Origin of the sequence: Ornithinimicrobium kibberense, from assembly GCF_006519705.1 — a bacterium.
Classification (GTDB): Bacteria; Actinomycetota; Actinomycetes; order Actinomycetales; family Dermatophilaceae; genus Ornithinicoccus; species Ornithinicoccus kibberensis.
The window spans coordinates 20,950-47,097 of the sequence record NZ_VFXM01000020.1 but is presented as its reverse complement, the minus strand read 5'-3'; the positions used below and the strand labels follow the sequence as shown (position 1 = coordinate 47,097).

At 71.4% G+C, this 26,148-nt stretch carries 21 protein-coding genes; 9 read left to right on the top strand and 12 right to left on the bottom strand.

Translation table 11 applies throughout. The annotated features are described in order from the left end of the window. Positions 1-34: 34 nt before the first annotated feature. The 8 genes from FJR00_RS15035 to FJR00_RS15000 all read right to left on the bottom strand — a co-directional run bounded on the left by FJR00_RS15035 (position 35) and on the right by FJR00_RS15000 (position 10,259). A complete protein-coding gene (locus tag FJR00_RS15035) occupies positions 35-1,927 on the bottom strand; it encodes a penicillin-binding transpeptidase domain-containing protein (protein ID WP_141339457.1) in 1,893 nt (630 codons plus the stop codon). Positions 1,928-2,029: 102 nt separating this feature from the next. Further along, entirely contained in the window at positions 2,030-3,304 is a 1,275-nt protein-coding gene (locus FJR00_RS15030; protein WP_141339455.1) for a phenylacetate--CoA ligase family protein, read from the bottom strand. Between the two features lie 26 nt (positions 3,305-3,330). Continuing rightward, complete coding sequence (locus tag FJR00_RS15025; protein ID WP_141339453.1) at positions 3,331-4,194, bottom strand: ABC transporter ATP-binding protein; 864 nt, start codon at positions 4,192-4,194, stop codon at positions 3,331-3,333. Continuing rightward, positions 4,191-5,408: an ABC transporter substrate-binding protein gene (locus tag FJR00_RS15020; RefSeq protein ID WP_141339451.1), complete on the bottom strand. Its 1,218-nt coding sequence runs from the start codon at positions 5,406-5,408 to the stop codon at positions 4,191-4,193. Before FJR00_RS15020 ends, FJR00_RS15025 begins: the two co-directional genes overlap by 4 nt. 34 nt (positions 5,409-5,442) lie before the next feature. Then, positions 5,443-6,501 (bottom strand): branched-chain amino acid ABC transporter permease, encoded by a 1,059-nt coding sequence (locus tag FJR00_RS15015; RefSeq protein WP_141339449.1) that lies wholly within the window; start codon positions 6,499-6,501, stop codon positions 5,443-5,445. Position 6,502: 1 nt separating this feature from the next. Beyond that, positions 6,503-7,375: a branched-chain amino acid ABC transporter permease gene (locus FJR00_RS15010; protein ID WP_141339447.1), complete on the bottom strand. Its 873-nt coding sequence runs from the start codon at positions 7,373-7,375 to the stop codon at positions 6,503-6,505. Further along, on the bottom strand, positions 7,372-9,375 hold the full coding sequence (locus FJR00_RS15005) for an AMP-binding protein (RefSeq protein ID WP_141339445.1): 2,004 nt from the start codon (positions 9,373-9,375) through the stop codon (positions 7,372-7,374). Before FJR00_RS15005 ends, FJR00_RS15010 begins: the two co-directional genes overlap by 4 nt. A gap of 2 nt (positions 9,376-9,377) precedes the next feature. Continuing rightward, positions 9,378-10,259 carry an ABC transporter ATP-binding protein gene (locus tag FJR00_RS15000; RefSeq protein ID WP_141339443.1) on the bottom strand — a complete coding sequence of 294 codons (882 nt, stop codon included), beginning with the start codon at positions 10,257-10,259 and terminating at the stop codon, positions 9,378-9,380. A 154-nt stretch (positions 10,260-10,413) separates the two neighbouring features. Here FJR00_RS15000 and FJR00_RS14995 point away from each other — a divergent pair, with 154 nt between their 5' ends. From FJR00_RS14995 to FJR00_RS14955, 9 genes are all read left to right on the top strand, one after another. Then, complete coding sequence (locus FJR00_RS14995) at positions 10,414-11,175, top strand: IclR family transcriptional regulator (RefSeq protein ID WP_181409663.1); 762 nt, start codon at positions 10,414-10,416, stop codon at positions 11,173-11,175. A 46-nt stretch (positions 11,176-11,221) separates the two neighbouring features. After that, the gene (locus FJR00_RS14990; protein ID WP_181409662.1) at positions 11,222-13,081 is read left to right on the top strand and encodes an acetate--CoA ligase; all 1,860 of its coding nucleotides are present in this window, start codon (positions 11,222-11,224) and stop codon (positions 13,079-13,081) included. A 327-nt stretch (positions 13,082-13,408) separates the two neighbouring features. Continuing rightward, a complete protein-coding gene (locus FJR00_RS14985; protein WP_202876700.1) occupies positions 13,409-14,170 on the top strand; it encodes a WecB/TagA/CpsF family glycosyltransferase in 762 nt (253 codons plus the stop codon). A 62-nt stretch (positions 14,171-14,232) separates the two neighbouring features. Then, positions 14,233-15,981 (top strand): glycosyltransferase family 2 protein, encoded by a 1,749-nt coding sequence (locus FJR00_RS16420; RefSeq protein WP_238330529.1) that lies wholly within the window; start codon positions 14,233-14,235, stop codon positions 15,979-15,981. Further along, entirely contained in the window at positions 15,978-16,892 is a 915-nt protein-coding gene (locus FJR00_RS14975) for a DUF6492 family protein (protein ID WP_181409661.1), read from the top strand. Before FJR00_RS16420 ends, FJR00_RS14975 begins: the two co-directional genes overlap by 4 nt. A gap of 239 nt (positions 16,893-17,131) precedes the next feature. Beyond that, positions 17,132-18,226, top strand: a complete 1,095-nt coding sequence (locus FJR00_RS14970) for a hypothetical protein (RefSeq protein WP_141339433.1) — start codon at positions 17,132-17,134, stop codon at positions 18,224-18,226. 86 nt (positions 18,227-18,312) lie between these two features. Next, complete coding sequence (locus tag FJR00_RS14965; RefSeq protein ID WP_238330528.1) at positions 18,313-19,611, top strand: O-antigen ligase family protein; 1,299 nt, start codon at positions 18,313-18,315, stop codon at positions 19,609-19,611. Then, positions 19,611-20,426: a chain-length determining protein gene (locus tag FJR00_RS14960; protein ID WP_141339430.1), complete on the top strand. Its 816-nt coding sequence runs from the start codon at positions 19,611-19,613 to the stop codon at positions 20,424-20,426. Before FJR00_RS14965 ends, FJR00_RS14960 begins: the two co-directional genes overlap by 1 nt. A 42-nt stretch (positions 20,427-20,468) precedes the next feature. After that, entirely contained in the window at positions 20,469-21,599 is a 1,131-nt protein-coding gene (locus FJR00_RS14955) for a glycosyltransferase (RefSeq protein WP_181409660.1), read from the top strand. Positions 21,600-21,654: 55 nt separating this feature from the next. On the opposite strand, the gene FJR00_RS14950 is transcribed toward FJR00_RS14955, so the two are convergent. From FJR00_RS14950 to FJR00_RS14935, 4 genes are read right to left on the bottom strand one after another with little or no spacing between them, the layout of a single operon-like run. After that, complete coding sequence (locus tag FJR00_RS14950; RefSeq protein ID WP_238330527.1) at positions 21,655-22,905, bottom strand: glycosyltransferase; 1,251 nt, start codon at positions 22,903-22,905, stop codon at positions 21,655-21,657. 2 nt (positions 22,906-22,907) lie between these two features. Further along, a complete protein-coding gene (locus FJR00_RS14945; protein WP_141339426.1) occupies positions 22,908-24,401 on the bottom strand; it encodes an oligosaccharide flippase family protein in 1,494 nt (497 codons plus the stop codon). After that, positions 24,398-25,507, bottom strand: coding sequence for a DegT/DnrJ/EryC1/StrS family aminotransferase (locus tag FJR00_RS14940; RefSeq protein ID WP_141339424.1), 1,110 nt, complete (start codon positions 25,505-25,507; stop codon positions 24,398-24,400). The genes FJR00_RS14945 and FJR00_RS14940 overlap by 4 nt, the downstream gene beginning before the upstream one ends. After that, positions 25,504-26,139 (bottom strand): NeuD/PglB/VioB family sugar acetyltransferase, encoded by a 636-nt coding sequence (locus tag FJR00_RS14935; RefSeq protein WP_337678399.1) that lies wholly within the window; start codon positions 26,137-26,139, stop codon positions 25,504-25,506. Before FJR00_RS14935 ends, FJR00_RS14940 begins: the two co-directional genes overlap by 4 nt. Positions 26,140-26,148: the final 9 nt, after the last annotated feature.

The following is a 26,148-nucleotide window of genomic DNA, read 5'->3' as shown; positions in this document are numbered from 1 at the left end:
GGCCCGTACCGCTCATCGCGAACGGCCTCCCCCGTCAGCCCGCCGCCTCCGTCAGGAACGCGTCCATCAGCGGCCCGACGGTCGTCGAGCCGAACTCCCCCTCCTCCACGAAGATCGCCACCGCAAGGTCGCCCTGGACGGCGACCATCCACACGTGCGTCTGCGGCGGGTCCTGCGTGCCGGACTCCGCCGTGCCGGTCTTGGCCAGCACCGGCTCCCCCGGGTTGTCGGCCAGCATCGAGGCGCTGCCGTCGGTGACCACGGCCCGCATCATCGTGCGCAGCCCCTCCGCCTCCTCGGTCGACAGGCTCCCCTCCGGCTCCGGCACCTCCTGGCCCGCGACCACGCGCGGCACCACCGGCCCGCCCTCTGCGACGCTCGCCGCCACCACCGCCATCGCGGCGGGCGAGGCCAGCACCGAGCCCTGCCCGATGAGGCTCGCGGCGTGCTCCGTCTGCGACCCCGCCTCGTCGGGGACGCTGCCGCTGAACGCCGTGACCGGCATCTCCCACACGGCTCCGACCCCGAGGTCCCGCGCGGCCCGCGCCAGCTCCTCCATGGGTATGCGGTCGCGCTCACCGATGAGGGCGGTGTTGCAGGAGTTGGCCATCGCCGTGACGAGCGGAATGTCGCCCAGCGCGGACTCCGGGTAGCCGGGGACGTTGGTGAACTCGTAGCCGTCCACCGTCAGCGTCGGCTCGCACCGCACCGTCGACTCCGGCGTCAGGCCCGCCCGCAGGAGCGCCAGCGCGGACGCGAGCTTGAACGTCGACCCGGGTGGGTACTGACCGGCCAGCGCCGTCGAGATCCCTTCGGAACCGGGACCGTTCGCGAGGGCCAGCACGTCGCCGGTGCTGGGCTGCAGCGCCACGAGGGCGCTCGCGGGCCCGACGTCGGCGAGCACGTCCTCGGCCAGCTCCTGCAGGTCGAGGTCCAGCGTGACCTGCAGCGGCTCGGGCTCCACGCCCTCCCGGTCCAGCAGCTCGGAGCCCTCGCCGGTGTCGGGGTCGACGGCCGAGACGACCAATCCGGGCTCGCCGCGTAGCTGGTCGTCGAAGGCCGCCTGCAGCCCCGAGAGCCCGACGACGTCGCCGATGGCGTAGCGCTCCGGGTCGGAGTCCACGAGCTCGGCGGTGACCTCCCCCACGGTGCCGAGCAGCGGCTGGGCGAACGTCCGCGTCGGCCCCAGGACCTGGGTGGCGTCCAGGGCGACCGCGCCGGGGATCTCCTCGGTGGCGGCGACGAGCCGCTCCCCCTCCTCGTCGCTCTGCCGGTAGGTGATGAGCCGGACGAAAGCCTCGGGCCCCGCCGCGGCGACGGACGCGGCATACCCCTCCGGGTCGGTCCCGGCCGCCTCGGCGAGCCGGCGCGCGGACTCCTCGACCTCCTGCGCCTCGACCCGGGTCTTGTCGATGCCGACGTGCCACACCGGTCGGGCGGTGGCCAGCTCCTCGCCGTCGCGGTCGAGGATCTCGGCGCGCGGCTGCCCGGTCTCCTCCACGGCGAACACCCGGCCGTCGGGCACGCCCACCAGCGCCGGGTCCCAGGTGGCGGCCCACTCGTCCTCGACGACCTGCATCCGCACCGGCACCTCGCGCGCCAGGTCCTCGCCCTCGCCGGGCAGGTCCCAGGTCAGCTGCAGGCGCGCCTCGGCCACGTCCTCGGTGTCGGAGACGTCGAGCACCTGCACGTCGAGCGGCACCTCGCCGAGCGCGGCGTAGGCCTCCTCGCGCCGGGCCTGAGCATCCGCGGGGACGCCGTCGACCATCGGCACCGCGTCGAACTCCCCCGTCTCCAGCGCCGCGGCCACGGCGTCGGCGACCTCCTGGGGCGAGCCCTCGACCGCCGGCTCGCAGGCCGTCAGGACGAGGACGCCGACGAGGCTCGCAGCGAGGGCGGGGCCGGAGGTCCGGCAGCTGAGGTACATCTGCCCACCGAAGCAGGCCGACCAGCCGGAGACAAGGTTGGGGGACCGATGCAACGTCACCGACGTGGTGTCCGGTGCACAGCCTTGTCCCGACGAGACCCCTCAGCTCCAGTCGCGCAGGTCCACGACGGGTCCGTCGCCCGGCGACAGCGCCTCGACCACCTGGACGCGGGTGCTGAAGCGCAACCCCTCGCGCACCCGGTCAGCCACCCGGCGGGCGAGCTCGTCGCCATCGCCGTCGGGCCCGGTGGTCGTCGCGCCGGCGCCGGGCTCCCCGCCGCTGGCAGCGGCGGGCACCACCTCGCACCGCAGCTGGTCGACGTGGTCGACCCGCTCGATGACGAAGCGGTAGTCGGCGACCCCCTCCACCCCCTCCATGACGGAGGCGACCTGGCGCGGGTGCAGGAACATGCCCCGCACCTTCACCGCCGCCCCCGTCCGGCCCAGCACCCCGCGCAGCCGCAGCGAGCCGTCCGGCCCCAGCGTCCACCCGGACAGGTCGCCGGTGCCGAAGCGCACGAGCGGGTAGTCGCTGCGCAGCAGCGTCACCACGACCTCGCCCTCGGTCTCGTCGGTCACCGGCCGGCCGGTGCCGATCTCGCACACCTGAACGTCCACCCCGTCGGCCAGCACCATCCCGTGCCCGGCCAGCGGGTCCTCCCCCGCCGGCTCCCACGCCAGCAGCCCGGTCTCCCCCGTGCCGTAGGCCATCCGCGCCATCGGCACCCGCTCGGCCAGCACCGCGCGCAGCGACTCCGGCAGCGGCTCGGCCGTCATCAGCGCCCGCTCCAGCCGCCACCGGTCCGCCTCCACACCGTCCAGCCCGTCGAACCGCTCGATCAGCGCCTTGAGGTAGGACGGCAGCCCGACGTAGCCGGTCACCCCCAGGTCGGCGATCGCCCGGGCCTGCAGGTCCTGGTTGCCGATCCCGGCGGGCACGACCGCCGCCCCGACCGACCGCGCACCCTGCTCGAGCATCGCCCCGGCCGGCGAGAGGTGGTAGCCGAAGCAGTTGATCACCACGTCGTCGCCGCCGACGCCCAGGTCGGCCAGCGCCTGCCCCCACCGCCAGTCGGCACCCTCCAGCTGCGGCTCGTAGAGCGGCCCGGGCGACTGGAACCACCGCGCCACGTCCGCGTCCGCGGCGAGCATGCCGCCGTGCGGCGGGTCGGCCTGCTGCCGCTCGACCAGCTCGTCCTTGGACAGCACCGGCAGCGCGCCGAGCCCGCCGGGACGGCATACCTCCTCGACGGTGAGCCCCGCCTCGGCCAGCCGGGCGGCGAAGCCCGGCACGCGCTCGGCGGCGCGCCGCAGGCTCTGCTCCAGCACGGGCGCGAGGGCCTCCTCGCGGGCCTTGAGGGCAGCCTGGATCGACATGGTCACTCCTTGGGGAAGGTGGGGGTCTACAGCCAGCGCTTGCGGCGCTTGTAGTGCTTGACGTCGCGGTAGCTCTTGCGGCTGCCCTCGTCGCCGAGGCCCAGGTAGAACTCCTTGACGTCGGGGTTCTCCCGCAGCTCGGCCGCGGGGCCCTCGAGCACGATCCGGCCCTGCTCCATGATGTAGCCGTGGTCGGCCACCTCCAGGGCCCGCCGGGCGTTCTGCTCGATGACGAGCACGGTCAGCCCGGTCTCGTCGTTGAGCCGCTTGATGTAGCCGAAGATCTCCTGCACCAGCAGCGGCGCCAGCCCCAGGCTCGGCTCGTCGAGCATGAGCAGCTTGGGCCGGGCCATGAGCGCCCGCCCGATGGCGAGCATCTGCTGCTCGCCGCCGGAGAGGTAGCCGGCGACCCGGGCCCGCATGTCGGCCAGCTTGGGGAAGAACTCGTAGACCATCTCCAGGTCCGAGGAGGACTCCTTGCCCGAGCGGGTGTAGGCGCCGGCGACGAGGTTCTCCGCGACGGAGAGGTGCTCGAAGACGTGCCGCCCCTCCATGCACAGGCTCATCCCGCGGGTGACCCGGTCGGAGGGCTCCATCCGGGTGATGTCCTCCCCCGCGAAGGAGATGGACCCGTCGGTGACCTCGCCGCGCTCGCTGGGCAGCAGCCCGGAGACCGCCTTGAGCGTGGTCGACTTGCCGGCCCCGTTGGAGCCGAGGAGCGCCACGATCCTGCCCTCCGGCACGCCGAGCGAGAGGCCGCGCAGCACGAGGATGACGTCGTCGTAGATGACCTCGACGTTGTTGAGGACCAGCAGGTCCGAGTCCTTCGCGCCGGGGCCGCCCCCGGGCGCGGAGGCCGCGCCCGGGGTGACTCCTGCGGTGGTGCTCATGGCGTGGCGCCCGCCTCGACCTCGACCATCTCGCCGCCCTCGGCGGTGTAGATGCCGGTGGAGGTGGACCCGCGGTGGGAGTCGGCGGAGAACTCGATGTTGCCCTCACCGATGACGCCGCCGGTGTCGATGGCGCCCATGGTCTCCAGCGCCTCGCGGATGGCCGGGCCGGTGATCTCGCCGTCCTCGGCGGCCTTCTCCATGCCCTCGGCCATGACGTGCATGACCATCCAGCCCTGCACCCAGGAGGTGCCCTTGCTGGCCGGGTCCTCGCCCTGCTCCTCCAGGTAGGCGATCATCTCCTCGTGGCCGTCCTTCTCGGCGGTGATCGGCGCGAACGGCTGGACGAGCATGTGGCCCTCGGCGACGTCGGCGCCGGCGGTGTCGATGAACAGCTCGTTGCCGCACCAGTTGAGGCAGACGATCTTCATGTCCAGGTTCTGCGCCGCGATGTCCTTGGCGACCTGCGCCGCCGGGGAGGCGACGTTCTGGATGACGATGTACTCCGCGCCCTGGCTCTGCGCCTGGGAGAGCAGGCCGACGTAGTTCTGCTGGCCGCCGGGCATCGCGTAGGCCTGGTAGCCCAGGTCGAGGCCCTCCTCGGAGACCCACGCCTCGCCGTCGGCGACCGGGGCCTGGCCGAACGGGCTGTCGTGGTGGAAGACCGCGACCTCGGCGCCGCCGCCGGAGTCCTCGGCGATCCAGTTGAGCGCGACGCGCATCTGGTCGGAGTAGGTCGGCGCCACGACGAAGTTGTAGGGCGCCTCCTCCGGGTCGGTGAGGCTCTCGGCGAACGAGCCGGACATGAACGGCAGCTCGTCGTCGGCGACCTTGGTGTGCAGCGCCTCGGTGTCACCGGTGCCCCAGCCCTGGATGGCCACGACGCCGTCGTTGACGTACTGCTTGTAGAGCTGCTCGGCCTGCGGGACCTCGTAGGCGTAGTCGTTGGAGATGGCCTCGATCTCCCGGTCGGCCACGCCGCCGTTCTCGTTGCGCCAGTCGACGTAGGCCAGCATGCCCTCGTTGTAGGGGGCGCCCACGTCGCCGGTCGCGCCGGTGAGGTCGGCGATCATCCCGACCTTGATCGGCTCGCCCGAGTCGCCGCCGGCGTCACCGCCACCGCCGTTGCCGCCGTCGTCGCTGCCGCAGGCGGACAGGCCCAGCGCCAGCGCGGCGAGGGAGGCGACGAACGCGCCACGTCCAGTGCTCTTCATGATGGTTCTCCTCGTTGAGAGTTGTGGTGGGGATCTAGTAGCGGAAGGGCCAGAAGCGGATGTACTCCTTGGCGCGTTCCCACAGCCTGTTGAGGCCGCGGGGCTCGATGATGAGGAACAGGATGATGACCAGGCCGAAGATCGCGTTCTGGATCGCCGGGAGCTGGCTGGACAACCACGGGGCGGCGGGGCCGACCACGTCGGCGAGCTCGCGGATGAGCACCGGCAGCAGCGACATGAACACCGCGCCGTAGACGGCGCCGGCGATGCTGCCCAGGCCGCCGACGATGATCATCGCCAGGTACATGATCGAGACGTTGAGGGTGAACGCCTCCCAGGTGACCGTCTCGGTGTAGTGCGCGGTCAGCGCGCCGGCCAGGCCGACGAACCCGCTGGAGACCGCGAACGCGGTGAGCTTGGCCCGGGTGAGGTTGATCCCGATCGCTTCGGCGGCGATGTCCTGGTCGCGCACGGCCATGAACGAGCGGCCCAGGCCGGTGCGGAAGAGGTTGCGCGCGGCCATCACGGCGATCGCCGCCAGGACCAGGAGGATCCAGTACCAGCTCTGCTCGAAGGACTCCCGCGGCAGCGTCCAGCCGAGGACGTTGAGCCGGTCGAGGGTGATGTAGCCGCGGCCCTCGGTCAGCCAGCCCCAGCGGCGGATGATGAACTCGATGATCTGCTGGGAGGCCAGGGTCGCGATCGCCAGGTAGAGCCCCTTGAGGCGCAGGCCCGGCAGGCCGAAGAAGGTGCCGATCACCGCGGTGAAGACCACCGCGAACGCGATCGCCAGCGGTACTGGCATCCCCATCCGTTCGGACAGCAGCGCCGAGGAGTAGGCCCCGACGGCGAGGAAGCCGCCCTGGCCCAGGCTGATCTGGCCGGTGTAGCCGACGAGGATGTTCAGGCCCACCGCGCCGATGACGGCGATGAGGATCGTGTTGACGATCGAGAGCCAGTAGTTGTCCAGCACGAACGGCAGGACGATCAGCAGCACGACCATGAGGCCGAGGCGGAAGAGCTCCGCGCGGGTGCTGCGCAGACGCAGCTCGGAGGAGTATGTCCGGTGGTAGATGCCGGTTGCGGTCGCCATGTCAGACCCTCTCGATCCGCGTCTCGCCGAAGATGCCGTAGGGCTTGACCAGCAGGATCAGCACGAGCACCACGTAGGGGATGACGGTGGCCAGTCCGGGGTCGAGGTAGCCGGAGACGAACTGCTTGAGCAGGCCGATGGTCAGGCCACCGACGATCGTGCCGGGGACCGAGTCGAGCCCGCCGAGGATGACCACCGGGAAGACCAGCAGGCCGAAGGCGGCCAGGTTCTGGTCGACCGCGGAGATGTCGGCCAGCAGCACACCGGCGATGAGCGCCGAGACCGCCGCCAGCACCCAGGCGAGGGCGAAGATGCGCCGCACCGAGATGCCCATCGTCATCGCCGCCTGCTGGTCGTCGGCCACGGCGCGCATCGCGATGCCGTGCCGCGACCGGCGGAAGAAGATCGTGAAGGCGGTCAGCACGACCGCGGCGATGAGGATGACGAGCAGCCGGTTGAGCGGCACCGTCGCACCGAGGAAGTCCACCGACCCGCGCGGCAGGATCGCCGGCTGGCTCTTGACGCTGGTGCCGTAGAACATCTGCACCAGGGCGTTGAGCAGCATCGACAGGCCGATCGTCACCATGATGATGCTGATCGGGTCCTCGCCGATCATCGGCCGCAGGATGAACCGCTCGACGACCACGCCGAGGATCGTGGCGACCACGACGCCGACCGCGACGGCCGCGATGAGCGGCAGCCCCATCACGACGAAGGCCGTGTAGAACATGTAGGCCCCGACGAGCAGGAACTCGCCCTGGGCGAAGTTGATGACGCTCGTGGCCTTGTAGATGAGCACGAAGCCCAGCGCGGCCAGCGCCAGGATCGCGCCGTCGGCCAGCCCGTAGACCAGCAGGTTGAGGAAGGTGCTCATCGGCGGCCACTCCAGACGGGTCGACGACCCCGGCCCTCCGGGATCGAGTAGGTGGTCAGGTCGAAGATCGTCAGCGACAGCTCCCGCAGGATGGACGTGCCGTCCTGGTAGGTCACCCGGCTGGAGATCCCCACCGAGTCGTCGCCCCTGCGCAGGGCCGCGATGAGGTCGGCGTAGCGCTCGTCGATGACGTTGCGCCGCACCTTTCGGGTGCGGGTGATCTCGTCGTCGTCGGGGTCCAGCTGCTTGTGCAGGAGCAGGAAGCGGGCCACCCGGATCGACTCGGGCAGGTCCTCGTTGGCCCGGGTGATCTCCTCGGCGACCAGCTCGTAGACCTCGGGCTTGCCGGCCAGGTCGGTGTAGGTGGTGTAGCTGAGCCGCTCGTGCTCGGCCCAGGAGCCGACGGTGCCGGGGTCGATGGTGATCATCGCGGTCATCCGCTCGCCCTCGCGGTTGGGGCCGAAGACGACCGCCTCCTCGACGTAGGGGCTGAACTTGAGCTTGTTCTCGATGAACGCGCTGGAGTAGCGGCTGCCGTCGGGGGCGGTGAGCACGTCCTTGGCCCGGTCGATGACGACCAGGTGGCCGTCCTCGTCGAGGTAGCCGGCGTCGCCGGTGTGCAGCCAGCCCTCGGGGTCGACCGTCTTGGCCGTCTCCTCCGGCTGGCGGTGGTAGCCGCGGAAGACCGAGGCGGAGCGCAGCAGGATCTCCCCGTCGTCGCTGATCCGCAGGTCGGTGCCCGGGATCGGCTGGCCGACCGTGTTGAAGGCGATGTCATCGTCGCGGTGGACCACGGCGATGCCGCAGATCTCGGTCTGGCCGTAGATCTGCTTGAGGTTGACCCCGATGGCGTGGAAGAAGCGGAAGACGTCCGGCCCCAGCGGCGCACCGCCGGTGTAGGCGCGGCGCACCCGGGACAGGCCGAGCTGGTCGCGCACCGGGCGGGTGCTGACCTGGTCGGCCAGCCAGCTCATCGGGCCTCCCCCGCCCTTGCCGTGGACGCGCGCCTGCGCGGCCCGGTCGCCCACGTCATACCCCCACCCGAAGATCTTGCGCTTGAGCCAGCCGGCCTCGTCGATGCGCACCTGCACCTCCGAGAGCATCGACTCCCAGATCCGCGGCGGGGAGAACATCACGTCCGGCCCGATCTCGCGCAGGTCGTTGCGCTGGGTGGAGGCGTCCTCGGGGAAGGAGATCGTCAGCCCGCGGGACAGGCCGATCGCCACCGCCAGCATCTGCTCGCCGATCCAGGCGAACGGCAGGAAGGAGACGTAGCGGAAGGTGTGGTCGGCCGGGTCGATCTCGGTGAGGTGGTCGGCCATCGTCAGCAGGTTGCGGTGGGACAGCTCGCCGAGCTTGGGCTTGGAGGTGGTGCCCGAGGTGGTGCAGATGACCGCGATGTCCTCGGGGGTGCTGCGGGCGATCTCGTCCTCGAACCAGGTCGGCTGCTGCTCGGCCCGGCGGCGGCCGGCGGCCTCGACCTCGGTGAAGTCGACCAGCCACGGGTCGTCGTAGGACTCTAGGCCGTGCGGGTCGTAGTAGACGACCTGCTCGACGAGCAGGCTCTCGCTGGTCTCGCGCAGGCGGAGCAGCTTGTCGACCTGCTCCTGGTCCTCGACGACGACGACGCGGGCGCGGGACATCGACAGGATGTGCTCGAGCTCCTCGCCGATCGAGGTGGGGTAGATGCCCACGACCGCGGCGCCCATGCTCTGGGCGGCCAGCTCGGCGATGAGCCACTCGGGGCGGTTGTCGCCCAGGACGGCGACGATCTCGCCGCGCTGCACGCCGTAGCCGGCCAGGCCGTGGGCGAAGTCCTCGACCCGCTGGCGGTAGTCGGCCCAGGTCAGCGGCTGCCAGATGCCGTAGAGCTTCTCCTGCATGGCCACGCCGTCTGGGCGGGTCTTCGCCAGGTCGAGCATGAGCCGCGGGAAGGTCGCGGTGTCCAGGTCGACGGGGGTCTGGGCCGAGGACTTCATCCTGGTCGTCGCGGTCGCCATCGTCAGGCCCCCTGCTTCTCGTCCTCGTCGGCGCCGAGGTATGCCTCGATCACCGCCGGGTCGGCCTTGACCTCGTCGGGGGTGCCGTCGGCGATGAGCTTGCCGAAGTCGAGCACGCTGACCCGGTCGGAGACGTCCATGACGACGTTCATGTCGTGCTCGATGAGCATGACGGTGACGCCGGCGAGCTCGTGGACGTCGAGGACGTAGCGTGCCATGTCCTCCTTCTCCTCGGCGTTCATGCCGGCCATCGGCTCGTCGAGGAGCAGGAGCGCGGGCTGTATGCAGAGCGCGCGCCCGAGCTCGACGCGCTTCTGGATGCCGTAGGCCAGGGCGCCGACCGGCTTGTTGCGGAACTCCTGCAGCTGGAGCAGGTCGATGACCTCCTCGACGAGGTGCCGGTGCTCGATCTCCTGCTTCCGGGCCGGGCCGAACCAGAGCATCGAGGCCATCACGCTGTGCCGCATGTGGATGTGCCGGCCGAGCATGAGGTTCTCCAGCACCGTCAGGTGGGAGAAGAGCTCGATGTTCTGGAAGGAGCGGGCCACGCCGAGGCGGGCGACCTTGAAGGGGGGCAGCTGGGTCAGCAGGTGGTGGCCCTCGGCGACGTCCTTGCCGGTGACGTCCTGGCCGCCGCCGGTGTGGAGGCGGATCTGCCCCTCCTGGGGGTGGTAGATGCCGCTGATGCAGTTGAGCAGCGAGGACTTGCCGGCGCCGTTGGGGCCGATGATCGCGTGCACGTCGCCCTGGGTGACGGTAAAGGAGACGTCGGTCAGCGCCTTGACGCCGCCGAAGCGCAGCGAGATGTCGTCCACCTCGAGCAGCGGCAGGCCGGTCGGGCGGCTGCTGCCGTTGAGCGAATGCTGGTAGGCCCTGGTCAGCACGGGCGGGTCCTCGTCACGGGCACTCCTTCGGGTCGTCCTCGATCCGTATCGGAGGTTGACGCTACATTTTCACTATCTGGAAATCAAGGGTTGTCTGCAGAAAGTTTTCGACGCATGATGGTACGGAACCCACACGTGATGGAAGATGGCCCGCATGCCGAACAGTGACGCCGGGGGCGAGGGCCAGGCCCGGGGGGGCCTGGGCACCGTCCGCAACGCCGTGCAGCTCCTCGAGCTGCTCAGCGACGGACCCGCCTACCAGCACCTCACCGACCTGGCCGAGCGCAGCCAGTTCTCGGTGCCGACGGTCCACCGGCTGCTGCGCTCGCTCGTGCTGGCCGACCTCGTCGTGCAGGACCCGCGGTCCTCGCGCTACGGCCTGGGGCCGGAGCTGACCCGGCTGTCCAACCACTACCTGTCCCGGCTGCCGCTGCTCGGGGCGCTGGCGCCCTACCTGACCCAGGTGCGCGACCAGGTCGGCGCGACCGTCCGGGTGCAGACCCTGGTGCGCTGCGAGGTCGTCGACATCGACCGGGTCGACGGGCAGGACCGTGGCCCCTACCGCGACACCCACCGCGTGCACCACGCCCTCGACAGCGCCGGCGGGCGGGTCCTCGGCTCCCGCGGCGACGCCGACCAGTGGGCCCGGCTGCTGGAGTCGGCACCGGCGGAGCTGGTCGAGATCGCCCGCGGCCAGCAGGAGACCTGGGCCGCGGCCGACCACCTGGCCGTGACCCCGGAGGACCCGATGCTGCCCGCCGAGGTCGCCGTCCCGGTCGTCGACGGCCAGGGCACGACGGTCGCCGCGCTGGCGGCCACGGTCGACGACACCACCGACGAGCCGCACGTGGCCACCGTGGCCGCACACCTCGGCCGGGCTGCACGGGCCGCGGGAAGGACGCTGGGCCATGCGTGAGGGGGACGGGACCGCGGAGGCGAGCTCCACCTCATACCCTCGGTCCATGCCGGACGAGCGCGCGTGGGCGGACGTCGTGGGACGGCTGGGGCTGCTCACCCCCTATGAGTCGCTGTGGGAGCCCGGCGAGAGGTCGGGCACCTGGATGTCCGGGGCGACGGTGAACCTGTCCGTGTCGTGCGTCGAGCGGCACCTGGCCGAGCGGGGCTACCAGGTCGCGCTGCACTGGGAGGGCGAGCCGGGCGACCGGCGGAGCCTGACCTACGCCGAGCTGCACGAGCAGGTCGTCGCGCTCGCACGGTCGCTGCGGCAGATGGGCGTGGGCGTCGGCGACAAGGTCGGGCTGCACCTGGGCTGGCTGCCCGAGACGGTCGTGGCGATGCTGGCCTGCGCGCGGATCGGGGCGGTGCACACGGTGCTGCCGGCGCCGCTGCCGGTGGAGCCGCTGGCCGACCGGCTCTCGCTGCTGGACCTCAAGGTGCTCTTCACCCAGGACGGCGCGTGGCGCCACGGGACGGTGCTGCCGCTCAAGGCGCGGGCCGACGAGGCGATGCTGGCCGCCGGCGGGATCGAGCACACGGTCGTCGTGCGGCGCACGGGGATGGACGTGCAGTGGTACGAGGGCGACCGGTGGCTGCACGACCTACTGGCGGGGTCGCGGCCGGGGGTCGGGGAGGGGCGGCCCGAGCTCAACGGCGACGCGGTCGCGCTGCCGGTCGACCACCCGGTGGCGAGCATCCCGCTGGCGAACCGGGGCGGCCAGGCCGTCTCGATCGTGCACGGGACCGGGACGATGCTGGCCGGTGCGGTCGCGGTGCACGAGCACCTGTCGACCGGCGGGCCGTTCTGGTGCGTGGGCGACATCGCCTGGGCGGTGACGCAGTTCCACGGGATCTACGGGCCGCTGGCGGGCGGGGCGACGACGGTGATGTTCGAGGGCACCCTCGACGTGCCCAACCACCAGCGGGCGTGGGACATCATCCGGCGGTATGGCGTGGAGTCGCTGCTGACCAGCCCGTCGGTCATGCGGACCGTGCGGGGCTGGGCCCGGGAGATGCCCGGGATCTCGGGGATCCCGACGCTGCGGCGGGTGGCGACGGCCGGGGAGCCGGTCGAGGAGGAGCTGGCCGCGTGGCTGCGCGGGGCGTTCGGCGTCGAGGGGACCGAGGTGGCCGACGCCTGGGGGCAGCTGGAGCTGGGCGGGATCGTGCGGATCACCGGGCTGTCCGACGCGCCGCCCCTGCCCGACTGCGGGCTGACGATCGTGGACGTCGACGGGGTGCCGGTGCCGGCCGGGGAGACCGGCGAGGTCGTGCTGACCAGGCCGTGGGCCGCGACGATGGTGGGGGTCGAGGGCGACTCGGCCGGCGTGGCCGAGGCGCACTGGACGCGGCACCCGGGGGTCTATGCGACCGGCGACCTGGGGCGGGTCGACGAGGACGGGGCGGTGCAGTTCCTGGGCCGGACCGACGACGTGGTGTCCATCTCGGGGCAGCTGGTGTCGCTGCGGGAGGTCCGGGAGGTACTGACGGAGCACCCCTACGTCGACCGGGCCGAGGTGACCTGGCGCAAGGACCCCGAGCTGGGGCGGTCGCTCGTGGCGGCGGTGACGTTGTCGCGGGCTGCGGGTGGCGGGGGCGCAGCTGGTTCCGGTGCTGCGGCCGGTGGGGCGGGCTCGGCCGACCTCGACGCCATCGCCGTGGACCTCATGGACACGGTGCGCGAGCTGCTCGGCGGCCTGGCCCGCCCGCGGGCCCTGCTGGTCGTGGACCGGTTCGGCGAGGAGCTGGGCCGACGGGAGCGGGCGCAGGCCATCGCGACATTGGCGACGCCCGACCGGCTGGGCGCCCCGCGGTCGGTGACCTGGGAGCAGGTGCTGGTCGCCGCCGGGCATCCGGTGGGCTGAGGCGCACCAAGGTCGAACGCCCCCGGCGAGTCACGTCGCCGCAGGAGCAGGGGACGCCTCCTGCCCAGAACTGGTGTGACCAATATCTCGTCAACCCCTTTACGTCAACCTGAAGCAGCGCTACCTTGAACGAGGAATCGTCAAGTTTTCGTAAAGAAGCGGTCGGTTTCAGGTAAAGCAGGACAGACGACCCAGCCCCGCTCACGCAATGGGTGACGTGACGGTGAGCGCGAGCAACCGGGGTCGCCTGCGGCGTGGGGTGAACTCTGGGGAGGGTTCATGTTGTGCGAAAACAGGTGCTGCGTCGGAGGGGTGACCTTCGACTCTTTGACCGAGAAGCAGACGGTCGAGGCGGTTCTCGACGAGCTGCGACAGGGGCGAGGGGGGTGGTTGGTCACACCCAACATCGACATCCTCCAGCGCTCGCGCGACGCCACTCTGCGTGAGCTGGTCAACTCCGCCAACCTCGTCGTCTGCGACGGGATGCCCGTGATCTGGGCCGCCCGGCTCGCAGGCACCCCCCTGCCGGAGCGGGTGACGGGCTCGTCGCTGATCTGGACCCTCACCGCCGGTGCTGCCCGTGAGGGGCACCGGGTGTTCCTCCTGGGCGCCGCCGACGGCGTGGCCGAGCTGGCGGCGCACCAGCTCAACGCGCGCCACCCCGGCGCCGAGGTCGTCGTCGGCGTCTACTCCCCGCCCCTCGGCTTCGAACGCTCCGCGGAGCAGATGGCCCTGCTGACGGAGCGCCTCCACGGCGCCCACCCGGCCATCGTCTTCTGCGGCTTCGGCTTCCCCAAGCAGGAGCGACTCATCCAGGGCATCCTCGAGGAGTTCCCCGGGGTGTGGTTCGTGGGATGCGGCGGCGCCATCGACATGGCGGCCGAACGGATCCCGAGGGCACCGACGCTGCTGCAGAGGGTCGGGCTCGAATGGGCCTACCGTCTCGTTCGTGAACCGCGTCGGCTCGCCAGACGCTACCTCCTGGACGACCTGCCCTTCGCCCTGCTGCTCCTCATGGGCACCACGACCACCGGCATCCGGACCCGAGCACATCGCGTTCATCTGCGCGGGAACGCCTTGGCGGCATGACCTTGTCCGACGCGACCGTCCGTGCGGCGCCCACCAGGACCCGAGGTCCGAGGCCCCAGGCGATGCGGCAGCAGGAGATGGCGGCCGTGGCGCCGACGGCTGTCTGCGCGGTCACCGTCACGCACAACAGTGCGGGCCACCTCCCCACGCTGCTGAACAGTCTGCAGGCCCAGCTCCACGACTCCATCCGCCTGTCGGCGATCGTGGTCGACAACGCGTCCACCGACGACAGCGTGGAGGTGGCCGGGGCGCACCCGGGAGTCACCGTGGTCACCGCCGGTGGCAACCTCGGGTACGCCGGGGGCATCAACGTGGCGGTCCGCACCGTTCCGCCCGTCGACGCGGTGCTCATCCTCAACCCCGACCTGGTCCTTGAACCTGGCGCCGTGGCGGCCCTCGTGTCGACGATGCGACGCACGGGCGCCGCGGTGGTGGTCCCGCAGATCCGGGACAGCGACGGGGACGTCTACCCCTCACTGCGGCGAGAACCGACACGGCGAACGGCCTTGGGGGATGCCCTCTTCGGCAGCCGTCTGCGCCGGCGGCCGGGGTCGACCAGCGAGACCGTGTGGGCTCGCGCCGGGTATGAGGTGGCGCACCAGATCGACTGGGCCACCGGGGCGGCCCTCCTCGTGCGGCGGGACGCTCTTGACGAGGTCGGCGAGTGGGACGAGCGGTTCTTCCTCTACTCGGAGGAGACGGACTACATGCGCAGGGTCCGCGATGCCGGGGGCGCCATCTGGTACGAGCCCGCTGCCCGGGTCCACCACCGCCAAGGAGGCTCCGGGACCTCCGTGGACCTCGACGTCCTCCTCACCGTGAACCGTGTCCGGTATGCCCGGAAGCACCAGTCTCCCCGCAGAGCCGCCCAGTTCCGTGCCGCCGTGGTCCTGGGCGAGGCGCTTCGCTCGTACGCCCCGGTCCACCGGGCGGCGCTCCGGACACTGCTGCGGGAGTCGTCCTGGATCGACCTGCCGCACGCGGACCGGGGAACCCCCCGCACCGGTCTGGGTGGTTCCATCATCATCCCCGCGCACAACGAGTCAGCCGTGCTCGGACGGACGCTCGATGCCGTCACCCCGCTGTGCCAGGCCGGGGTGGAGGTCGTCGTCGCTGCCAACGGCTGCTCCGACGGCACGGTCGAGATCGCCCGGGCGGCACCAGGCACCCGCGTCCTGGACCTCCCCGCCCCAGGTAAGACCGCCGCCCTCAACGCGGCCGACGCCGTGGCCGGGTCCTGGCCCCGGCTCTACCTCGACGCGGACGTCACCGTTACGCCGCGGGCGGTCATGGACGTCTTCACGCAGCTGCAGTCCGGAGCCCTGGCCGCCCGGCCGCCCTACGTGTGGGACCTGCGCGGTGCGGGGCCGCTCGTGCGCAGCTACTACCGCGCCAGATCGCGGATGCCGTCGATGTCACGAGCGCTCTGGGGCGCCGGCGTCTACGCACTCAGCAAGGAGGGACACCGGCGGGTCGCTCCCTTTCCCGACGTCATCGCGGACGACCTGCTCGTCGACTCGACCTTCGCGCAGGACGAGAAGGTCGTCGTACCGACGGATCCGGCGGTGGTCCGGACCCCGCGCACGACGACTGCGCTCCTGACGGTTCTCCGCCGTCAGGCCCGTGGCCCCGCCCAGCTGGGGGTGAGCACGTCGGCCTCCACCGTCCGTGAGCTGGCCAGCACGGTGACGGGACCGCTGAGTCTTCTGGATGCGGTCGTCTACGCCAGCCTTGCCATCGCTGCGCGCAGCGGACGTGACCCGGCCGGGACCGTCTGGGAACGCGACGCCACCAGTCGAGGTCCCTCGTGAGCACAGCCTTCGTCACCACCTCCTACGCACCGGACTTCGACCGGTTCGCCCGCCTTCACGACTCCGTGGTCCAGTACAGCGACCTGATGCACTACGCGTTCGTCCCTCGTGCGGACGTCGACCTGTTCGCGCCGCTCACCCGCTCAGGACGCCTGCGGTTGACGAGCACGCGGGAGGTGCTGTCGTCGACCATCGTCACCACCGAGTGGCTCAACCGCACCGTTGCACGACTTCCCGGTCTGCCGTCTGCCGTCCAGATCGCAGCGGTGAACGTGCGAAGACCCTGGCCACCGATGCGGGGATGGATCCTCCAGCAACTGGTCAAGCTGGCCGCCGCCGAGCACGTGGACGCCGACACCCTGGTCTTCGTCGACTCCGAGACCCAGCTCATCCGCCCGGTGACCGAGACCACCTTCCGGCGTGGGGGATGCACCCGGCTGTTCCGGTTGCCCGAAGGTGTCCATGAAGGCATGGCACGTCATCGGGCCTGGCACCGGAGGGCACATCGGCTGCTGGCACTGGACCCGTTCGACGATCCCCCCTACGACGACTTCATCGGGGGCATCACCTCGTGGGACACCACGCTGGTGCGCGACTGCACCGATCGGGTCGCCCAGGTGGCCGGCCGGCCCTGGCAGACCGTCATCGGCAGGTGCCTGGACATCTCCGAGTACACCCTCTACGGCGAGTACGTCATGAACCTCGCCTCGCCGGCCCAGCGCGCCTTCCAGTCCGACAGACCGCTGTGTCATGTCTATTGGCAGCGGGAACCGCTGAACAGGAGGAGTGCACGCGAGTTCGTCGACAGCCTCGCGGACGACGACATCGCCATCCATGTCCAGTCCAACGCGCACACCCCGCCGGAGATCGAGCGCTACGTGCACGACGCGGTCAGGGAGGCAACCCGATGATGCGGCGGCCGTCGGTCAGGAACTCAGGCGGACCGGGATCGGTCGCCCCCCTGCTGATCGTTCTCGTCGTCGTCCTGGCCTCGTGCGAGGCGGCCTCGACGTCGGCGGACGACAGGGCCAGCTCCCCTCCCACGCGGGTCGGTGGAGAACCGACCGTCCGCCCGGTCGACGGCGGCACGGACTACTACGCACAGTTCACGAACGGTCTGCCGACGTCGGCGGACCATTTCCCCGTCGGTGTGTGGTTCGAGAGCCTCGTCTCTGCCGAGGACGTGGCCCAGGACCGCAGCCTGGGCATCAACACCTATGTCGAGGTCACCGCCAACTCCGACCTGTCCCTGGCCACCGAGGCCGGGATGTCGCTGATCGTCAGCTCGGACGACCGGCGGGCTCACGGCTTCCTCGTGACGGACGAGCCGGACATGTGGGCCGGCGCCGGCTCGGAGGAGTGGTCGGGAAACTACCCGGGCGAGGGGCAGATCTGCAGGCTCTCCACCGCCAGGTGCGGTTTCACGGTGGTCGAGACGCTCCTCCGCGATGCTCCCCCCGGGGTCATGACGTACGTCAACTACGGCAAAGGGGTAGCGTTCTGGCACTCCGACGCAGAGGCCGCACAATTCCTGGACCTCGTCGATCTGGTCTCCGTCGACACCTACTGGTTCACCGACCCGAACATCTGCGGGAGGTCCGAGGGAGGGCAGGGGCCGGGCGAGGGCCGACACCTGGGCGAGAGCCGGTGCCGCCTCGCCGCCAACTACGGCTGGACGGTCGAACGCGCGCGATCCCTCGTGCAGCCGAGGGGCAGCAAACCGGTATGGCACTTCGTCGAGGTCGGGCACCCGTTCAGCGAGTCCTGGGCGCCGACCATCACCGGACCCCAGATCCGCGCGGCCGTCTGGAGCGGCATCGTCCACGGGGCCCGGGGAGTCATCTACTTCAACCACAACTTCGGTGGTGACTGCATCACCCAGCACGTCCTGCGCGACGCCTGCGGGGATGCTGTCCGCGCGGACGTCGCCGCGGTCAACCGGCAGATCCACCAGCTCGCCCCCATCCTCAACGCCCCCTTCGTCGACGGTCTGCTCACCACGTCGGACGGAGTGGACGCCGTGGTGAAGGTGCACGACGACTCGTTCACGATCATCGCGGGGTCCACCGCCGACGGCCACCAGCTGGCGACCTTCGACCTCGCGTGCACCACCGCCACCGCAGGACAGGTGGTCGGGGAGGAAAGGTCGGTGCCTGTAGCGGAGGGCCGATTCGTCGACGAGTTCCGGGACGCGAACGCGGTCCACATCTACCAGCTGGACGGTGGGACATGCGGCATCGGATGACCCTGGACGTACCAGCCCGCGTGAGTCGTCCGGGGCAGCCAGCGATCCAATCCGTGCCGCCCGGAGGGCCTCCTCTGCTCCTGCGGGTGATCGCCTTCAGTGTCTTCTTCTTCCCCTCGACCATGGTGCTCGACCCGCTCGGGGCCGCCGGCACCGTGCCCATCATCCTGTCGCTCATCCTCTTCATGCTCTGGTTCGCCTCCGCCCTCTTGGGCCTGCACAACCCGCTCCCCCTACGACACCCCGGTCGGCTTGCCATCGGCAGTCTCATCTTCGTCACCCTGCTGTCGTACGCCGCCCTCAATGCCGGGCTGACAGGCGGGAGCACGGCCACCACCCGCGCCACCGCGGACCGTTGGTTGCTCGTCCTGCTCGCCAGCTTCGCGATCGTCGTCGTGGCCGCAGAGACCATCCGGTCGACGGACGACGCACTGCGCTACGTCCGCGCCATCCTCAACGGCGCACTCTTCTGCTCCCTCGTCGCCGTGGCGCAGTTCACCATCCAGGTCAACCCGATGGAGTGGATCGGCATGGCCATGCCGGGCTTCGTCGACAACGGCGGGGCCACGGTCTACCAGCTGCGGGGCGCGATGGTGCGGGTGGCCGGCAGCACCTTCACCCCGATCGAGCTCGCCGTCGTCTGCTCGATGCTGCTGCCTCTCTCGATCTGGCGTCTCATCTATGACCGGCGTGGCCGCAAGTGGGTACACGCGGTGGGGACCGCGCTGCTCATCTTCGGCATCGCCATCACCATCTCGCGCTCCGGGGTCCTCGGGATCGTGGTGGCACTGGCCACGTTCTTCCCGTTCCTGCCCAGGGCGGCCCGGGTGTGGGCTGCCGTCGCAGCCCCCGTCGCTCTCGTGGGGCTCTTCATGACGGTGCCGGGGCTGATGAGCACCCTGGGCAACGCCCTCAACCCACCGCCGAACGACTTGTCCCTCACGACCCGGATGAACAACTACCCGCGGGTGGTCGCCATGCTCGAGGAGCGACCGTGGCTGGGCCTCGGACCCGGCAACTACCTTCCGGAGAACGCCCTGCACATCCTGGACAACCAGTACCTGCAGAGCGCCGTCACCATCGGGCTCGTCGGCCTCGCCGGGACGGTGATGTACCTGGCCTTCCCTGCCATCACCACGCTGCACGCTGCCCGCACCGCCCAGGCACCCGCCTTGCGGACCCTGGCGGGTGCGGTCACGGCGGGCTGCGCCGTCGCCACGGTCGGGTCCCTGACCTTCGACTCGCTGTCCTTCCCCGTCTTCACGCTCACCTATCCCGCTCTCGTCGGCCTCGGCGGTGCCGTCTGGCTCATGGCCCGACGAGATGCGGGCGCGCCGCGACCAGACGCACCCCCGGCGGGCGAACCAATCCCAGGAGGTCTCTGATGGACCCGGTGTCCGTGCTCCGTGCCCTGTGGCGGCAGCGGTGGTTCGCCATGCCCGCCCTGCTCGTCGCGCTGGTAGCTGCCGGTGCGATGTTCCAGTACGGACCCCGTCAGTACGAGTCCACCATCAGCTACGCGCTCGTCAACCCCGACGTACCCACCGACGTCGAGCTGGAGGAGGACCCGGCGCTCAAGGACGTCAACAGCGACAACCCCTACCTGCGGGCATCGAACCCCACACTCATCACCGACGTGCTCCTCACCCGGCTGAGCAGCGACACCACCGCCGACATCCTGGACGCCCGGGGTCTGAGCCCGGAGTACACGGTGGCCAGGGGTGGGGTCGGCAACGGCTTCGTGCTCGACATCACCGGCGTGGGGGACAGCCCGACGGCCGCCCAGGACACCAAGGCGGCGCTCGCGGAGATCCTCGTCGAGGACCTCCGCGTCGTCCAGGAGGTCTACGGGGCAGACCCCACGTATCACTTCGAGGCGCTTCTCATCGCCGACTCCCCCAAGGCCACCGAGAAGTTCTCCAGCAGGCTCCGCGCCGTGATCAGCATCCTGCTGGCCGGCGGGATCCTGGTGTTCGCGTCCGTCTCTCTCGGCGAGTGGCTCACAGCGGCCCGTCAGCACCGACGCCGTCGGGGCGAGGGGCCTCGTCGTCCGCAGCGACGCCCCAGCCGGGACCGTGACGACCTGGACGGCAGCGTCCAGCGCCGGCAGGCCGGCCTGGACCGAGGTGTCAGGCCTGCGGCGCCGGGCGCCTCGCGCAAGACCCCCGACCAGCATCCCGTCTCGACCGTGGGCACGTGAATGGAGGGGTTAGCCGCGCTCCCGGCCGGAGCCTGGTCCGACATGGTGGTTCTCTGTGCGGCGAACAACTGGGACGACGTCAGGCTCGCCGACCGGCCGCTCGCCGAGGAGCTCGTGCACCACGCGCCGGTGCTCTACGTGGACCCCCCGCTCTCCCACCTCGGCCCCCGGCACAACCCGCGGGTCAGGCCAGCACTGGAACGGCCACGGCTGCGTGAGGTCCAGCCCGGTCTGGTGCGGCTCACCCCCGTGGTGCCGCCCCGCCCGTTCCGACGGTCCGTGCTGCCGCTGACCCGACGCGTGGTCCGCCACCGGATCCGGCAGGCGGTCGCCGAGCTGGGAGGGGAGGTCCGGGCTGTCGTCAGCACGATGCTGCTGGTCGACGTCTTCGACCTGGCACCGGAGGCGTCCCACCTCTACTGGATGCAGGACGACGTCGCCACGGGCGCGCTCCACTGGGGAATGGACGGGGCCACGCTGCTCCGGGGTGAGCGGCGCGTGGCCGCCGCCGCGGACGCCATCCTGGCCGCGAGCCCGTTGGCCGCACAGCGGTGGCGCAGTGCGGGGCACACGGTCCACGACCTGCCGAACGGTTGTGACGTCTCACGATTTCTCGCCCCCGCCCCCGGGAAGTCCAGGATCGAGGTCGACCTGCCCGGCCCCGTGGCCGGGTTCGTCGGTCACCTCAACGAGAGGACGGACCTGGACCTGCTGGCCGCCGTGCTCGACGAGGGGATGTCCCTTCTGCTGGTCGGGCCGGTCAGCAGCGACCTCGACGGCGCACGGCTGTCCCGCATCCTGGCCCACCCGAGGGCACGGGCCGTGGGCCCGCAACCCTTCGAGGACCTGCCTCTCTGGATGGAGTCCGTCGACGTCGGGCTCGTCCCCTACCGCACTGACGACTTCAACCGTTACAGCTTCCCGCTGAAGACGCTGGAGTACCTCGCAGCGGGGCTCCCGGTGGTCTCGACAGGCCTTCCCGCCAACGACTGGCTTGGGTCTCCGGACATCGTGGAGGCAGACACGCCAGAGCCGTTCGCCCGGGCAGCGCGGAAAGCCGTCATCTCCTGTGCCGATCCCCGACTCGTCGAGCGGCGTCGCACTTTCGCGGCGACGCACACGTGGGCCCGGCGAGCCGAGACACTCGCCGGCATCCTGGATCTCCGTACCTAGATGTGCTGGACCGTCCCCGGCTGACGGTCCCGTCGGGCGCGATGCCCGCTCCGCCTCATGCTGGCCTCGCGTTGAAGTCGTCCACCTGCACCACACCGCGGCGCCGCGCGAGGCGTCGGCCCGCCTTGTGCGCCACCAGGCCTGCTGCCGCGACCACCCCCTCCAGGACGCGTCGGGCCAGCCCGGCGCGGTGGGCGATCGCCTGCCGATACACCCGTTCCTGCACGGCCGCCGCCCGCACCAGGGAGAACCGCTGCTCCAGCAGCTGCCTTCCGTAGCTGCCCAGCTCCTCCCGACGCCGCTCGTCCTTGAGCAGCTCCCGGAGGAGGTGGACGAGATCGTCCTCAGCCATCGCGAGGTCGCCCTCCCCGACCCCGTACCACCCGTGCTCCAGGAAGTCGCCCGCCGACTCTGGCGTGAGGAGCCTGAAGAATCCGTGCTCGCCCTGCACGATGAGCGGCTTGGCGAACGCCATGCCCTTGAGCGCCGACCCCCCCATGCCGATCACCACGTCAGCAGCGTCGTAGGCACCGCGGGGATCCTCGAGCAACCCCGTGAGGAGGACCGCGCCGTGCCCCCGCTCCGCCACCAGGTCGCGCACCTCCTGCGCGGCTGGACCGTCCCCGACGACCACCAGCCGCACCGGTGTCTCCCCCGCCAGCCGACCGACTGCGCGCACGGCGGTGAGGATCCCCTCGAGCTTGAGCTCGTGGGCCAGTCGGGAGACGACCACGACCAGCGGCCCGTCGAGCCGGTAGGCGGCGCGGAAGTCGGCGCCCCGCCCGGCGGGCGCGTTCCACTCGACGTCCACCGGCGGCTCCAGCAGCGAGGTCGCTCCTGACCTGCGCGCGGCCGCATGCTGCCGGATGCGCTCGGTCCCGACGACCAGACTCATCGACGAGGGCAGGAAGGGGGCGACTGCCATGGACATCACCGTCACCACGGCGACGCGGCGTCGTGAGAACGCCGTCGCCAGGTAGGCCTCGACCGCCGGCGGCCATTCGTAGGCGTGGATCACGTCGAACCGTCCCCGGGCGGCCACGACCGCCAGGTGCAGTGCCGTGAGCGGAGAGGGCCGGTGGTATCCGCGCCTCGCCGCGACCCGGGGCAGGTTCAGCCGTCGGACGAGCTGGAGCAGGGGCCCGTCCTCGCTGTACACCCACACCTCATGACCGCGGTCGCGCAGGGCCCCAGCCAGCTCGATGGCGTTGATCTGGCTGCCGCCCACCTCCATCGCGTGCGGGTAGACGAGAACCCGCAGGCGCTCCTCCCCTGACCCTCGGGTCTCGCTCCGCGAGGACACCATGGTCACACCTTCACCGGGAGGTCGGTGGCCTGTCGGCGCATCTCGCGCAGGCGGGCCACGACGGTGCGGTCCCGCAGGACGAGGGCGGCCGCCGTTGCTCCCGCCAGCACCGCCGACGACGCAGCAGCGGCAAGATCGCCCCCCACCGTCCGCGAGGCGAGAACAGCCCCCAGCCACACCGCGGCTCCACCGAGGAACGGGACGACGAGCCGTCCCAGGACGCTGGCGGCAGGTAGACCGGTGCGCGCGAGCTGGACCAGGTAGAGCGGCAGGACCACCACCATGGCCACGACGACCTGCGCGGCCGCGACACCTGCGATGCCCCAGCCCCTGGCTCCCAGCACCAGCGCCGGCACCAGGGCCACCAGCCACACGACCTGGATGCCGAAGATGCCCCGAGTCCGGCGCAGCACCACCAGGTAGTCGTAGACCAGCTCGAAGACGATGCGCAGTGCGGCGAAGACGCCGAGCCAGGCGAGCGCGGAGGCGGCCGGGGCCCACTGGGCCCCGTAGACCAGACGGATGACGGGGCCAGCCGCACCGGCCAGGAGGAAGCAGACGGGGAAGGTTGCTGCGGCCAGCACACCCACGACCCACCGCATGGATCCGGTCAGGGCGGCGGTGTCGTCCTGGAGCCTGGCGAACGCTGCCGGCGCGACCGCACGCAACGGCTGGGAGAACATCGTCACCGGCCAGGACGCCAGGTTGAAGGCCAGGACGTAGAACCCGAGCTCGGTGGGTCCCAGGAGCGACCCGGCCACGATCTGATCCGCATACCCGGCCGCGAAGACGATGCTGCTCGACCCGGCGAGCGGTAGGCCGAACCGCAGCAGCGGGCGCAGCAAGGCTCGGTCGAACCCGAAGCGCATCCCCGCGGGCTCGAACCAGATGAAGAGCAGCGCCCCGAGGACGGACCCGACGACCCGCCCGATCGCCAGGCTCATCGCCCCGAGACCGGCCACGGCCAGCAACAGCGACAGCACCGCCCCCACCCAGACGTTGACCTGGTCGACCAGCATGCGCTGCTTCTGACGGAACCTTCGCTGCATGAGCGCTGCCGGGCTGGCCACGAGACTGTTCACCACGAGCCCGACCAGCATGAGCCGGACGACGCTCGTGGCCTCCGGGTCTCCCATGGCCGCGGTATACGTGGGGGTCACCAGGTAGGCCGCCACGAAGAGCACCAGGCTCGTGCTGACCGAGACGGTGGTGACGGTCGGCACGATGCGCAGCGGGTCCCCCCGCCACCGCACGATGGCCAGACTGACGCCCAGCTCGTTGAAGCTGAGCACCGCCAGCAGGGCCACCATGGCGACGGCGTAGGTGCCGAAGGCTTCGGGACCCAGGAGCCGGGCGAGCGCGATACCGATCGCAAGGGTGCCGAACTTGGAGACGAAGGCGTTGAGGACGCTCCAGCCGAGCGCTCTGGAGGCTTGTCGCGCCAGGCTCGACGATCCGCCCTCGGGGGCGGGCGCACCGTCCGGGTCCAGCGTCATGGCCGGCTCGTCACCCTGGCCAGCTCGGTCACGACGCGCTCCTGCTGCTCGGCGGTGATGTGCGGATGCAGCGGCAGCGAGAGGATCCGGGCGGCCGCGGCCTCGGCGACGGGGAACGACCCGACGGCGTGCCCGAGGTGGGCGTACGCGGGGGTCAGGTGCACGGGCGTCGGGTAGTGCACGCCCGCCCCGATCCCCTGCTCCACGAGCTCGGCGAGGACACGGTCACGGTCCTCGACCTGGACCACGTAGAGGTGCCAGACGTCGGTGTTGTCCGGGTGTCGACGGGGCGTCCGGACCCCCTCGACGTGCGCCAGCAGCTCGTCGTAGCGGTCCGCCGCGGCACGGCGCCGGTCGTTCCACTCCTCCAGGCGGCGCAGCTTGGCCGAGAGCACGATCGCCTGCACCGCGTCCAGGCGGGAGTTGAGGCCGACGACCTCGTGGACGTACTTGCGCGGGCTGCCGTGGTCGGCGATGACCCGCACCCGACCCGCGACCTCCGGGTCGTCGGTGAGCACGGCCCCCGCGTCGCCGGCCGCGCCGAGGTTCTTGCCGGGGTAGAAGCTGGTGCCCGACGCCACGCCCCAGGTCCCGGCCCTGCGGCCGGCCCGGCTGGCACCCTGCGACTGGGCGGCGTCCTCGATCAGGACCGCCCCCGCCGTCCCTGCCACCGGGAGGAGCTCGGCCACGGGCGCCGTCTGCCCGAACAGGTGGACCGGCACGATCGCCGCGGTGCGGTCGGTCACCGCCGCGGCCACCGCGCGGGGGTCGATGAGCAGGTGATCGGGGTCGACGTCGACCGGGACCGGGGTCGCCCCCGCCCGGCTGACCGCCTCCGCCGTGGCGATGAAGGTGTTGGCCGGCAGGATCACCTCGTCGCCCGGGCCCACCCCCGTGGCGCGCAGCGCCAGCTCGAGCGCGTCCGTACCGTTGCCCACCCCGACGCAGTGCCGCACGCCGGCGTACTCGGCATACTCCTCCTCGAACCCGGCCACGGCCGGCCCGCCGATGAACGCGCCCCGCTCCAGCGCGTCGCGCAGGCGGGGAAGGACCTCGTCGGCGATCTCGGCGCCCTGCGCGGCCAGGTCGACCAGGGGAACTCTCATGCCGGGGCCTCCGTCGTCCGGGCGGCCAGCGGACGGGCCGGCACCCCGGCCCAGGTCTGGCCGGGGGGCAGGTCGGTGAGCAGCACCGCGCCCATGCCGAGCACGGCGCCCGCGCCGACGCGGACGTCCTGCCGGACGCTCGCGGACATGCCCAGGTATGCCGCCTCCCCCACTCGGACGCGGCCGCCGAGCGTCACGCCGGCGGCGAGGGTGGCGAAGTCGCCGACGCGGGTGTCGTGGGTCAGCACCACGTGCGGCATCAGCACGACGTGGGAGCCGACGGTGACGGCCGCGGTCGCGACGACCCCGCCGAGGACGACGACCCCGTGCCCGAGCGTCGTGTCCGGGGCCAGGTCGGCGGACGGCGCGACCACGGTGGCCCAGCGCTCCGGCCCGACCGCGAGCCGCTCCGCCACCGCCCGTCGGGCGCCCCCGTCCCCTGGGCACAGGAGCAGCTGGGCATCCGGGTGGGCGGCCACCTGCTCCGTGCCCCCGAGGACGGGTATGCCGTCCACGCTCGACCCGTGCAGGGCGGGGTCGTCGTCCAGGACGCCGACCACCCGGTGACGGCCGAGGACGCGGACCACGGCCAGCACCTCCCGCGCCAGGCCGCTGGCGGCCACCAGCAGCACGTCGTCCAC